This is a genomic window from Nocardia sp. NBC_00565, assembly GCF_036345915.1.
Classification (GTDB): Bacteria; Actinomycetota; Actinomycetes; order Mycobacteriales; family Mycobacteriaceae; genus Nocardia.
Genome location: NZ_CP107785.1, coordinates 7,241,310 through 7,253,769, shown reverse-complemented (window position 1 = coordinate 7,253,769; position 12,460 = coordinate 7,241,310). Strand labels below are relative to the sequence as shown.

At 68.0% G+C, this 12,460-nt stretch carries 10 protein-coding genes; 9 read left to right on the top strand and 1 reads right to left on the bottom strand.

All coding sequences use genetic code 11. The annotated features are described in order from the left end of the window. The first annotated feature begins 433 nt into the window (after positions 1 to 433). From ssd to OG874_RS33475, 7 genes are all read left to right on the top strand, one after another. On the top strand, positions 434 to 1,522 hold the full coding sequence (gene ssd, locus OG874_RS33505; RefSeq protein WP_330251074.1) for a septum site-determining protein Ssd: 1,089 nt from the start codon (positions 434 to 436) through the stop codon (positions 1,520 to 1,522). Further along, positions 1,519 to 2,706 carry a TadA family conjugal transfer-associated ATPase gene (locus OG874_RS33500; RefSeq protein WP_330251073.1) on the top strand — a complete coding sequence of 396 codons (1,188 nt, stop codon included), beginning with the start codon at positions 1,519 to 1,521 and terminating at the stop codon, positions 2,704 to 2,706. The genes ssd and OG874_RS33500 overlap by 4 nt, the downstream gene beginning before the upstream one ends. 124 nt (positions 2,707 to 2,830) lie before the next feature. After that, complete coding sequence (locus OG874_RS33495) at positions 2,831 to 3,622, top strand: type II secretion system F family protein (protein WP_330251072.1); 792 nt, start codon at positions 2,831 to 2,833, stop codon at positions 3,620 to 3,622. Positions 3,623 to 3,674: 52 nt separating this feature from the next. Next, positions 3,675 to 4,292: a type II secretion system F family protein gene (locus tag OG874_RS33490; RefSeq protein WP_330251071.1), complete on the top strand. Its 618-nt coding sequence runs from the start codon at positions 3,675 to 3,677 to the stop codon at positions 4,290 to 4,292. 504 nt (positions 4,293 to 4,796) lie between these two features. Continuing rightward, positions 4,797 to 5,018, top strand: a complete 222-nt coding sequence (locus OG874_RS33485) for a DUF4244 domain-containing protein (RefSeq protein WP_330257530.1) — start codon at positions 4,797 to 4,799, stop codon at positions 5,016 to 5,018. A gap of 62 nt (positions 5,019 to 5,080) precedes the next feature. Then, positions 5,081 to 5,395, top strand: coding sequence for a TadE family type IV pilus minor pilin (locus tag OG874_RS33480; RefSeq protein WP_330251070.1), 315 nt, complete (start codon positions 5,081 to 5,083; stop codon positions 5,393 to 5,395). After that, on the top strand, positions 5,392 to 5,862 hold the full coding sequence (locus tag OG874_RS33475) for an Rv3654c family TadE-like protein (RefSeq protein WP_442943158.1): 471 nt from the start codon (positions 5,392 to 5,394) through the stop codon (positions 5,860 to 5,862). Before OG874_RS33480 ends, OG874_RS33475 begins: the two co-directional genes overlap by 4 nt. 331 nt (positions 5,863 to 6,193) lie before the next feature. On the opposite strand, the gene OG874_RS33470 is transcribed toward OG874_RS33475, so the two are convergent. Continuing rightward, entirely contained in the window at positions 6,194 to 8,557 is a 2,364-nt protein-coding gene (locus OG874_RS33470; RefSeq protein WP_330257528.1) for a DEAD/DEAH box helicase, read from the bottom strand. A 454-nt stretch (positions 8,558 to 9,011) separates the two neighbouring features. On the opposite strand from OG874_RS33470, the gene OG874_RS33465 reads away from it, so the two are divergent. Then, the gene (locus tag OG874_RS33465) at positions 9,012 to 9,218 is read left to right on the top strand and encodes a cold-shock protein (RefSeq protein WP_011206895.1); all 207 of its coding nucleotides are present in this window, start codon (positions 9,012 to 9,014) and stop codon (positions 9,216 to 9,218) included. Positions 9,219 to 9,610: 392 nt separating this feature from the next. Next, the gene (topA, locus tag OG874_RS33460; protein ID WP_330257527.1) at positions 9,611 to 12,424 is read left to right on the top strand and encodes a type I DNA topoisomerase; all 2,814 of its coding nucleotides are present in this window, start codon (positions 9,611 to 9,613) and stop codon (positions 12,422 to 12,424) included. The last annotated feature ends 36 nt before the right edge of the window (positions 12,425 to 12,460 follow it).

The window sequence follows — 12,460 nt, the reverse complement described above, 5'->3', positions numbered from 1 at the left end:
CCGTCACCCGTTCAGAATATGCGGTGGACTCGCCCGCGCTCGTCCGAGCCCGAGTCTCTCGTCCGGCTGCGCCCGATCGGCATGCGGCGTGGACGGTGCCGGATGGGCCGCACCTCGAGGTCGTTCGGCGAGTTTGCCCCGCAGACGCCGGGCCGGTGGTGGCCACAAAGTTCTCCGACGACAGACTTGCGTTGTGGCCCGGGCTTGGGTGTAGTATTGCTGGCACCTGGACATAGTCCAGGCGCGTTCAGCCCGACCCCCCGGGGCTGAACCCGACGGCCCCAGCCTCCTCCCCCCCCGGCTGGGGCCGTCCTCTATTTCGGGGTAGGTTTCCCCGCTTTCGGATCTCCGGATTTATCCACACCCCGCGAGTTATCCACATTCGGCATATCGCCTCTTCTGCTACGCCTCGTCTTCGAGCACGCTGACCTGCATGAATATCGAAGTCGCCCCGGCACTCACGCCGCCGCCCGCGCTCGTGCTCATCCAGGACACCCGGCTGCGCGACGAGGTGCGGCGAGTCGCGGCGGCCGCGGAACGTGGTCTCGACGAGCGTGCGCTGCCGGTTGGGCGACATGCCTGGGCGGCGGCACCCCTGGTGATCCTCGACACAATGGGGGCCAAGGGCTGCGCCGGAGCCGGATATCTGCGGCGGATCGGCATCGTGCTGGTGACCGACGGGGAACCCGGGTTGACCAATTGGCAAGCCGCGGCGGCGGTCGGCGCCGAGCGCGTCATCGCGCTGCCCGGCGCCGCAGTTGGGCTTATCGAGAAGTTTGCTGAGCATGCCGAATACCACATGGGCGACGGTGTGGTCGTCGCATTCGCGGGTGCGAGCGGGGGTGCGGCGACCGCGTTGCGATCCGCCGCCGAGCGGTTCCGGCGCGACACCGTGCTCGTCGATGGCGCACCGCTCGGCGGTGGCCTCGACCTGCTGCTCGGCGTTGAAACCGGGGCGGGGCTGCGCTGGCCGGATCTGGTGATCGAGGACGGTCGGGTCTCGGCCGCGGCACTGCACAGCGCACTGCCCGCAGCCGCGCCGGGGCTGGCGGTACTGTCCTGTGGCCGCGGCGGTGCCGGACGCTTGCCGACCGAAATAGGTCCCGCCGCGATCCGCGCTGTCGTCGAAGCAGGCCGTGCCGCAGGCGATTTGGTGATATGCGACATCTCGGGCGAACGCGGCCCGCACGCCGACCAGATGCTCGACTCGGCCGACCTGGTCGTTCTCGTCGTCCCGGCGCGCCTGCGCGCCGTGGCCGCCGCCGAATCGGTCGCGGCCCATATCGGCCAGCGAAACCCCAACCAGGGCTTGGTAGTCCGTGGCCCGGCTCCCGGCGGACTACGCGGTCCCGAGGTCGCCGAGGTGCTCGATCTTCCCCTCCTCGCCGCGGTTCGAGCTCAGCCCGGCCTCGCCGCTCGGCTCGAACGCGGCGGTTTGACCCTGCGCCGCGGCCCGCTCCGCGATGCCGCCGACGCCGTACTCGGCGTGCTCAGCGCTCCGGCCGGGCAGGGACTGCGATGAGTGCGTTGGTTACCTCTGAGCTGCTGGATCGGGTGCGGGAGCGGTTGTCCGGGGCGTCGGGGGATCCGGATCCGGCACAGGTGGCGGCCGCTATTCGAGCCGAGGCGGGTGGCGTGCTCGGCGATACGGATCTGCTGCGGGCATTGCGGTTGTTGCAGACCGAGATGACCGGGGCCGGGCTGTTGGAGCCGCTGTTGCACGATCCTCGGGTCGCCGATGTGTTGGTGACCGCGCCCGACGCGGTGTGGATCGATCGGGGACGTGGGCTGGAGCGGACTTCGGTTGTCTTTCCGGATGAGGCGGCGGTGCGCAGGTTGGCACAGCGGCTGGCGCTGTCGGCCGGGCGGCGGCTCGACGACGCCCAGCCGTGGGTGGACGGCAGGTTGTCCGGAAGCGAAGGGGCACTGGGCGATTCGTTCGGTGTCCGGCTACACGCGGTATTGGCGCCGGTGGCACATGGCGGCACCTGCCTATCGCTACGGGTGCTGCGCCCGGCCACCCAGGGATTGGACGCGCTTGCCGCGGCGGGCGCGATACCGGCTGACGCGAAACTGCTGCTGGAGCGGATCATTCGGGCCAGACTGGCCTTCCTGGTGGTCGGCGGAACCGGCGCGGGCAAAACCACACTCCTGTCCGGACTGCTGGCGAAGGTCGCCGCCGACGAACGCATCATCTGCGTCGAGGACGCGGCCGAACTGGCACCGCCCCATCCCCACGTCGTGCGCCTGGTCGCGCGCACCGCGAATGTGGAGGGTGTCGGCGCGGTGACCGTCCGAGAGCTGGTCCGCCAGGCCCTGCGCATGCGCCCCGACCGAATCGTCGTCGGCGAGGTCCGCGGCGCCGAGGTCGTAGACCTGCTGACCGCGTTGAACACCGGCCACGACGGTGGTGCCGGCACCGTGCACGCGAATTCCCCGCGCGAGGTCCCTGCCCGCCTCGAAGCCCTTGCGGCTCTGGGCGGCATGGACCGAGCCGCCCTGCACAGCCAACTCGCCGCCGCCGTCCAAGTCATCCTGCACGTGCACCGTCGAGCCGACGGCTCCCGCGGCCTCCGCGAAATCGGCATCGTCACCCGCGACGACCACGGCCGAGTACACATAACCGCCGCCTGGCGCGCCGACGGAGCCCCAACACCCGCCGCCCTCACCCTCACCCGCCTACTCGACGAACGGCTCGACCGATGACCGCAGTGCTGGTGCGCTCAGCGGATGCCCTGCCAACAACACCGGCTCTTTGCCAGCTTGCGGTACTGGAGCTTTCGGCGCTCGCTGCTGTGCGGGTGCGGCAGCCGCATGAACGGCTCGCTCGATGATCGCGGCGCTGTTGTGTCTGGCGGGTGCGGTTCTGGCGGTGCCTGCTTCGGTATCGCGTCGTCGTTTCACTGGACTGTTCGCTGCGTCCCGAGAGGCTGGAAAGCCTCGGCGTGGCAGTGTGTTTCGGGTTGCTGCTGGTGTCGCGGTAGTGGCGGCGCTTGCCGTGGGGATTGGTCCATTGGTTGCGGCGGTGTTGGTCAGCGGGACGGTCGGGTTTCGGGTTCGGCGGGTGAGCCGGGACCGGCGGCGCGGTACTGAATGCGCCTATCTGCTCGACGCGCTCGAGGCCGTTATCGGGGAACTGCGGGTGGGGGCCCATCCGAGCGCCGCGGCGGAGGTCGCGGCGCAGGAGTCGCGTGGCGAGGCGGCGCGCGCGTTCGCCGTCAGCGCGGCCCGCAGCAGGCTCGGCGGCTCCGGCGCGGACGGCCTGCGGCATCCCGATTCCATCGTCGAGGCCGAACTGTCCCGGATCGCCGACGCCTGGCAGGTGGCCGAGAACCACGGCCTCGCGCTCGCCGAATTGCTCTCCGCCGCCCGCACGGACCTCCTGGGCCGCATTCGCTTTCGCACCCGCACGACCGCCGCCCTGGCCGGTGCGCGCGCCACTGCCGCGGTACTGGCGGGTCTGCCACTGCTCGGTATCGGTCTCGGCCAACTGATGGGTGCCGCGCCACTGCACGTACTGCTCGGTCCGGGTGCGGGAACCGTGCTGCTGCCATTGGGCGCGGCGCTGGCGTGCACCGGATTGCTGTGGACCGACGCGATCACGCGAAAGGTCCTCGTATGAACCGAATTACGACGACACGTCGGTTGTGCACAACCTGTGAAGGGGGTTGGGAATGGTTGAAATTGCCGGTGGCCCAGTGCTTTTGCTCGCCGTTGCGTTGGTGGTGCTGCCCGGACGGGTTGCGGTGAGTCGACGGTTGCGGGCGCTACGAGGGGTGAGCCCGCAGCCGGTTGCCGCGGCATCGACACGCGGCAGCGGCAGCGATCCGCTGGCCGTCGCATCGGTATTCGATCTGCTCGCCGCATGTCTTCGGGCAGGTTTGCCCATGGCGGCAGCGGCGCGTGCGGTGGCGCCCGGCGCACCCGCTGCGCTCGGCGCCGCATTACGCCGGGCGGCCGATCTGCTGGCATTAGGGGCGGATGCGGCGACGGCGTGGAATCAAGTGGCGCAGGACGGCGCAGGCCGGCCCGGTGCCGAGGAAGTCGATTCGCTAGCACGCATGGCGCGGCGCTCGGCACGATCGGGCGCCTCCCTTGCCTCCGCCGTCGGCGAACTGGCCGAGCAGCGCCGCAGCGGTGTAGAGGATGCGGCCGCCGCCCGCGCCGAACGCGCCGGCGTCCTGATCGGCGGCCCCCTCGGCCTCTGTTTCCTCCCCGCCTTCGTCTGCCTCGGCATCGTCCCCGTGGTGATCGGCCTGGCAGGCCACGTGCTCGGCGGTGGACTCCTGTGAGCACACGAGACCACGACAAAGCCGGGCGCGATAGCGCTGGCCTGCTATGGCCAGAACTGCAAGGTGCCGGATCGGCGGGCGCAAGGTCGAAAACCAGACGGCTACGCGACGCGGAGCGAGGCAGCGGCGAGCCGGACTGCGCTCGGTCGCTCGGTGGTGGGCGCGGTGGCCTCGGGCCCGGTCGTGTACGGCCTGGTCGCGTTGAGTCGCGGTCGACATGGTGTCGCGGTGCTGAGCGGAGCAAGACCGAGCCGGGCTGGGTTTGGTTGCTCGGTGGTGGGCGCGGTGGCCTCGGGCCCGGTCGTGTACGTCCTGGCCGCATTGAGCTGTGCTCGACATGGCGTCGCAGTGCTGAGCGGAGCAAGACCGAGCCCGGCTGGGCGTGCCCCGTCGAGGCGGGAAGAGCGCAGCGGGGAGGCGCCGACCCGCAGAGTCCACGCCCGGAAAGAGTGTGTCGGCGCGGAACGGCCGCGTTGGCCGAAGAGAGAGGGGAAATCGGTGCGAATGGGGAAGGTGCGGGATCGGCTGAGCGCTGTCGGTATAGAGGTGCGGGCGCGGCTGTTGCGGGCCGTGGTCGCCGACGACGGGATGAGCACGGCGGAATATGCGATCGGGACCATTGCGGCCGCGGCGTTCGGAGCCGTGCTCTATGGGGTGGTGACCGGGGACAGCATCGTGAACGCGCTGACGAAGATCATCGACAAGGCACTGAACACCGCCGTGTAGGCAATGGTGATCGTCGATCGAACTGTTGCGGTACAACGCATCTCGGTGACGACCTGGGTGCGGTGACGGTTGAGGCGGCGATCGCGCTCGCTGCCATCGTGATCGCGGTGGTGCTGTGCGTCGGCGCCTTGCTCGCGGCCTCGACGCAGGTGCGCTGTGTCGACGCCGCCCGCGAAGCGGCCCGGCTCGCCGCCCGCGGCGATCAAGCGAATGCGGTGTCGGCGGCGCGGCGGGTGGCGCCGCCCGCCGCCGACATCTCGCTGCGCAGCGAGGGTGATCGGGTGGTCGCGGCAGTCACCGCCCGCTCACCCCTGCTGCCGTTACTGGAGTTGCGCGCCGAGGCCATTGCCATTCGGGAACCAGGAGCCGAGCCGTGACCGACGGCCGCGGGCAGGGGCGAGTGCGCATCGCGCCTGTAGGCACGGCGGAGCTGACGGGTATAGAGGTGCCGCTCCGACAAGGTGGGGCGGCACCGAAGGCGATACGGCGTATCCGCGCGGATCAGGGGGTTGCGACGGTATTCGCCTGTATGGCGCTGGCGGCGCTGATCGGGGTGACGTTGCTGATCGCTCAGGTCGGGGTGGCGGTTGTGGCTCGGCACCGAGTACAGGCCGCGGCGGATCTGGCGGCATTGGCGGCGGCGGGGGAATTGGAACGCGGGGCCGATGTCGGATGTGTCGCGGCGGAGGAGATTGCGCAACGGATGGGAGCGCGAGTACAGGAGTGCGCGGTGGTGCAGTGGGATGCGACTGTCACTGTTGAAAGGAATGTACCAATGGGTCTGTTCGGAAAGCGGACTGTTCGCGCGGTTGCTCGCGCCGGACCTGTCGAAGATGGGATGTGACTCATGCGCACATACGCACGCCAGTGGTACATCACAGTGCGGGATTCGGTAATTCGGATGATCGATTAATTGCGGGTATTGCATCAATTTACTTAGTAACCGCGGAAGACGTCCGAATGAATCCGCACGTCGGGCGCTAAAGTCCGTGGCAATACCCCAGTTAACATGAATCTATTCCTCTTTATTCGGCGACCCGACACGCCTGGGTCCGCCGGCTACGGCACGCCGATCGGCGCCCATCGCCGCTGGTGATCACCCCGCCAGGTGGACAAGTGATCACATTCGGGGGTCGGCGCTGTCACGAATCGAATGGGCGTCCTCACTGGACTGGTCAGTCGCCCGCGTCGGCGGCCAATTCGCCCAGGATCGCGCCGAGCAGGCGTGCCGCGCCCGCCTTGTCCAGCGGGTGGTTGCCGTTGCCGCACTTGGGTGATTGCACGCAGGACGGGCAGCCGACAGCGCAGGTACAGGTCTCGATCACCGCGAGCGTCGCCGACAACCAGCGACGCAGTTGCGCGAATCCGCGCTCGGCGAAGCCCGCACCACCCGGCTGTCCGTCATAGACGAAGACCGTCGGCAGTCCGGTGTCCGGGTGCTCAGCGGTGGAAACGCCGCCGATATCCCACCGATCGCACGTCGCGACCAGCGGCAACAGGCCGATCGCGGCATGTTCGGCGGCGTGCAGCGCGCCGGGCACCCGCGGCGTATCCAGATCCGCCGCGCCGAGCAGTTCCGGTGTCACGGTGTACAGCACCGCGCGGGTCGGCAGCGTCTGCTCGGGCAGGTCCAGCTCCACTAGATCCAGCACCTCGCCGGTACGCAGCGTGCGCAGGTAGCCGATCACCTGACTGGTGACCCGTACCTGCGCCAATGCGGTGGTCACCCGGCCGTGGCGGCGCTGTTCGGTCACCGCGTCGACCGCAATGGAGGTGACCTGCCTGGCGCTGGTCGTCCAGCCGGGATCGCCGTCGTGCACGATCGCGACCCCGCCATCGAGATCCAGCTCATCGACCACATAGGTATCGCCTTGATGCAGGTGAACCGCCCCTTCGTGCAGCGTTGCCCGCGCTCGCCCGGCATCGGCGGTACCGAGCAGCCTGCCGGTCTCGCCATCCACGATGGCGATCGGCGTGCCGATGCCCCCGCGCACGTCGACGGCGTCATGCGGCTGCGCCTCCGCCGTTGCGAACCAGCGCGCGCTGCCGTCCCGTACGGCGGCCGTACGCCGCCGAATCAAGCCCTGACCTGCGAGATCAGTGAGCACCTCACGAGCGCCGAGCGCATCGACCTCCCCGTCGGTGAGCGGCAGCTCCAGTGCGGCGCAGAGCAATTGCGGTCCCAATACATAGGGATTGCGTGGATCGGTGATGGTGGCCTCGACCGGCTTGTCCAGCAGTGCCTCCGGGTGGTGCACCAGGAAGGTATCGAGTGGATCGTCCCTGGCCACGAGCAGTACCAGCGATCCCTGCGTGCGTCGCCCCGCGCGCCCAGCCTGCTGCCAGAACGAGGCGACCGTGCCGGGAAAACCCGAGATCACAACGGCGTCCAGCCCCGCGATATCGACCCCGAGCTCCAGCGCGTTGGTGGTGGCCGCCCCGAGCAGCGACCCATCCGAGAGCGCTGCCTCGAGATCGCGCCGATCCTCGGCGAGATAACCCGCCCGATAAGCGGCGACACGCTCGCTGAGCGCGGGATCGACCTCGGCGAGCAGCCTGCGCGCCTCGATCGCGGTCAGCTCGGCGGCCCGCCGCGACCTGACGAACGCGAGCGTGCGCGCGCCTTCGACCACCAGGTCGGCCATGATCCGCGCCGCCTCCGAGGTTGCCGATCGCCGCACCGGCGCACCGTTTTCGCCGGTCAGCGTAGTCAACAGGGGCGGTTCCCACAGTGCGATGGTGCGCGAGCCCTGCGGCGACCCGTCCTCGGTGACCGCGACGCACGGTGCGCCGATCAGCCGAGACGCGGCGGCGGCGGGCTCGGCCGTGGTCGCCGAACACAATATGAATACGGGGTCCGCGCCGTAGTGCGCCGCGATCCGCCGCAGTCTGCGCAGTACCAGCGCCACATGCGAGCCGAATACGCCGCGGTAGGCGTGGCATTCGTCTACCACGACATAACGCAGCCTGCGCAGCACCCTGGCCCAGCGCTGATGTGAGCGCAGCATGCCGATGTGCAGCATGTCGGGGTTGGTGAGGATCAATCGAGCATTCGCGCGCACCCATTGCCGCACCTCGGCCGGGGTGTCGCCGTCGTAGGTGGCCGGATGGACATCCCGCAACGGCCCCTCATGGGTCAATTCCGCCATTGCGCGCAGCTGGTCGGCGCCCAATGCCTTGGTCGGCGCGAGATAAAGCGCGGTGGCGAGTGGATCTTCCCGCAGCGCGGTGAGCACCGGCAGCTGGTAGCCCAATGATTTCCCGGATGCTGTTCCGGTGCTGACGACGACGTGCCGGCCGCTCGCGGCGAGGTCGGCGGTGCGGGTCTGGTGCGTCCACGGCGCCGCCACTCCGACGGCGCGCAGTGCGGTGACGACATCGGATGCGGCCCAATCGGGCCAGGTAGTGGTGGCCGCGGGCCGTGCCGGGAGCTCGACGACATGGGTCAGGCGGGGGTCGCCGTCGGGGACGCCATTCAGGACACGATTCAGCAACGATCCCCCATAACTCGGGCCGTTGCTGGGTTGTGCCCGCGTCATCGGTTCGGTCGGATTCACGACTCGGGCTCCGCGACACGCGAGGAAAGTGTGAAACGTGTGCGCTTTGGAAGTCCTGCCTGCCATTTCGATACCAAATAGCGACCTGGGTCACAGGCCGTTTGCCAGACGCTGGCTCGGTTATCAGGAAGCAAACGAACCGCTCGTCTGGATTCCGGCAATGTGTCCCTCACCTGCGCATTCGCAAGATCAACTTTTTTGCAAATTGTCGGTAACTCGACTGTTGAATTGCTCGAAGACATGGTTCACTGGTTCCTGGTCGCAAGCTTCTGTGTTCGAGGGACGGATCTAAAGTCCAAACCGTCAGCAGGATCGATGTTGCGAACGGTGTGCTTGGTGCTTTCCTGCAGGGGGAACCAACAGTACAACGGTCGGAACGGACCCGGTGGATGAACCTACTTGTCCGCCGTTCCGGTAAGAAAAGAGAAGGAACAGAATGGCACAGGGAACTGTGAAGTGGTTCAACGCGGAGAAGGGGTTCGGCTTCATCGCGCCCGAGGACGGCTCCGCTGACGTCTTCGTCCACTACTCCGAGATCCAGGGGTCGGGCTTCCGCACCCTCGAGGAGAACCAGAAGGTCGAGTTCGAGGTTGGCCAGGGCACAAAGGGCCCGCAGGCCACCGGAGTTCGCGCGCTCAGCTGAGCGACGAAACAAGCCGCTCGTCCCTCACCGCCGGTAACGGAGGTGAGGGACGAGCTATATCTGGGGTAAGACACAAAAACCGACGGGCATCGCCGCTAGCGACTGCTTGCAGGGCGCTCGAAACGGTCAGCCCTGCGGCCGCTACGCGATAGGCACTGCATACTGATCAGCAGTGACGCGCGTACGCTCTGTGGTTCGAGTCGCAAGCGCTCGGCCACACGTCGCGTCAAGGTATAAACGTGTCTGGTGGCAACGTCCAGCCGTCGCCGCCGCTTGCCCCAGCCGCGCACAGCGCGAAAAAGCGCAGCGCGGGTCGATAAGGAAAGGTGTATTCGCCGGTGGCAACACGAGACCGCGGTGCAGCCGACCAGGGCCGTCCCCTGCGTCGTCTCGTGATCGTCGAGTCCCCGACCAAGGCCCGCAAAATCGCGCCCTACCTGGGCCGCAATTACACGGTCGAGGCCTCGGTCGGTCATATCCGGGATCTGCCGCGTGGTGCGGCGGACGTTCCGGCCAAGTACAAGGGGCAGTCCTGGGCGCGTCTCGGCGTCGACGTCGACAACGACTTCGAGCCGATCTATGTGGTGAGCCCGGATAAGAAGGCCAAGGTCTCCGAGCTCAAGAGTCTGTTGCAGGACGCCGACGAGCTCTACCTCGCCACCGACCCCGACCGCGAGGGCGAGGCCATCGCGTGGCATCTGCTCGAGACGTTGAAGCCGAAGGTGCCGGTGCGGCGCATGGTGTTCCACGAGATCACCGAACCCGCCATCCTGGCCGCCGCCGCCGATACCCGCGATCTGGACAACGATCTGGTCGACGCGCAGGAGACCCGGCGCATCCTGGACCGGTTGTACGGGTACGAGGTCAGTCCCGTGCTGTGGAAGAAGGTCATGCCGCGGTTGTCGGCGGGCCGGGTGCAGTCGGTCGCGACCAGGGTGATCGTGCAGCGCGAGCGCGAGCGGATGGCATTCCGCTCCGCGGAGTACTGGGATATCGCGGCGAAGCTCGACGCGGGCGGGGAGAACGGCGATGCCACCAATCCGCGCACCTTCGGGGCGCGGCTGGTCAGCGTCGATGGCACCAGGGTCGCCGCCGGCCGGGACTTCGGTCCGGACGGGCAGCTGAAGGGCAACGGTGTCGTCGTCCTCGACGAGACCTACGCCCGTCGACTCGCCGAGGCGCTCGAGGGCGCGGACCTGGTGGTCTCCTCCGCGGAGTCCAAGCCGTACACGCGCAAGCCGTATGCGCCGTTCATGACCTCGACGCTGCAGCAGGAGGCGGGCCGCAAGCTGCGGTTCAACGCCGAGCGCACCATGCGGGTCGCGCAGCGGTTGTACGAGAACGGCTACATCACCTATATGCGTACCGACTCGACCACGCTGTCGGAGTCGGCGATCGCCGCGGCCAGGTCGCAGGCGACCCAGCTGTACGGCGCCGAATATGTGCATCCGACGCCGCGTCAGTACACCCGCAAGGTGAAGAACGCGCAGGAGGCACACGAGGCGATCCGTCCGGCCGGCGATACCTTCGCGACGCCGGGTCAGCTGCACGCGCGGTTGGACAACGACGAATTCCGGCTCTACGAGCTGATCTGGCAGCGCACGGTCGCCTCGCAGATGGCCGATGCCAGGGGCACCACATTGACGCTGCGGATCACCGGCGTCGCTGGTACCGGTGAGGAATGCGTCTTCTCGGCCTCCGGGCGGACCATCACCTTCCCCGGCTTCCTCAAGGCCTATGTCGAGAGTGTGGACGAGGAGGCGGGCGGTCAGTCCGACGACGCCGAATCCCGGCTGCCCGCACTCGACGAGGGCGAGCGCGTCACCGCGGTGGAGCTCAATCCCGATGGGCACAGCACGAATCCGCCCGCGCGCTATACCGAAGCTTCGTTGATCAAGACGCTCGAAGAACTCGGCATCGGTCGGCCGTCGACGTATTCGTCGATTATCAAGACGATTCTGGACCGCGGTTACGTGTACAAGCGCGGCAGTGCGCTGGTGCCGTCGTGGGTCGCGTTCGCGGTGGTCGGTCTGCTGGAGGCCTATTTCGGTCGACTGGTCGACTTCGACTTCACCGCCGCGATGGAGGACGACCTCGATGCCATCGCCGGTGGGCGTGAGCAACGCGGAAATTGGTTGTCCAGCTTCTATTTCGGTGGCGATCACGGGGTCGAGGGATCGGTCGCGCGCTCGGGCGGTCTGAAGAAGATGGTCGGCGAGCGGCTCGACGATATCGACGCCCGCGAGGTCAACTCGATCAAGCTCTTCGTCGACGACGAGGGGCGCGACGTGGTGGTGCGGGTCGGCCGGTTCGGGCCGTATCTGGAGCGGATGGTCGTCAATCCCGATGACCCGGAAGGGGATTCGATCTCGCAGCGGGCGAATCTGCCCGATGATCTGCCGCCGGACGAGCTGACCCCCGAGGTCGCCGAGAAGCTGTTCTCGACGCCGCAGGAGGGACGTTCACTGGGGACGGATCCGGCGACCGGACACGAAATCGTCGCCAAGGAAGGACGTTTCGGGCCCTACGTCACCGAGATCCTGCCGGAGCCACCGACCGAGGACGCACCGGCGCCCGCCAAGAAGACCGCGAAAAAGGCTGCGACGCCGAAGCCGCGGACCGGGTCGCTGTTCAAAGACATGGATCTGGCGTCGATTACGCTCGACGACGCGCTGAAGTTGTTGTCGCTGCCGCGTGTTGTGGGCGCGGATCCGGTCTCCGGTGACGAGATCACCGCCCAGAACGGGCGCTACGGCCCATATCTGAAGAAGGGCGCGGATTCTCGTTCGCTGCTCAACGAGGATCAAATCTTCACCGTGACACTGGACGAGGCGTTGAAGATCTACGCCGAGCCCAAGCGGCGCGGGCGGCAGGCGGCGAGTGCGGCGGCGCTGCGCGAGCTCGGGAACGATGCCGCCACCGGCAAGCCGATGGTGATCAAGGACGGGCGATTCGGTCCGTACGTCACCGACGGCGAGACCAATGCCAGCCTGCGCAAGGGCGACGAGGTCGAGTCGATCACCGACGCGCGGGCCTCGGAACTGCTCGCGGATCGGCGTGCGCGTGGTCCGGTGAAGAAGACGGCCAAGAAGGCGGCGGCGAAGAAGACGCCGGCCAAGAAGGCCACGGCCGCGAAGAAGACCGCGGCCAAAGCCACGGCGACCAAGAAGACCGTCGCCAAGAAAACGGCCGCGAAGAAGTCCTGACGGTATTGCGCCGGTCGGCACGGGCTGACCGGCGCT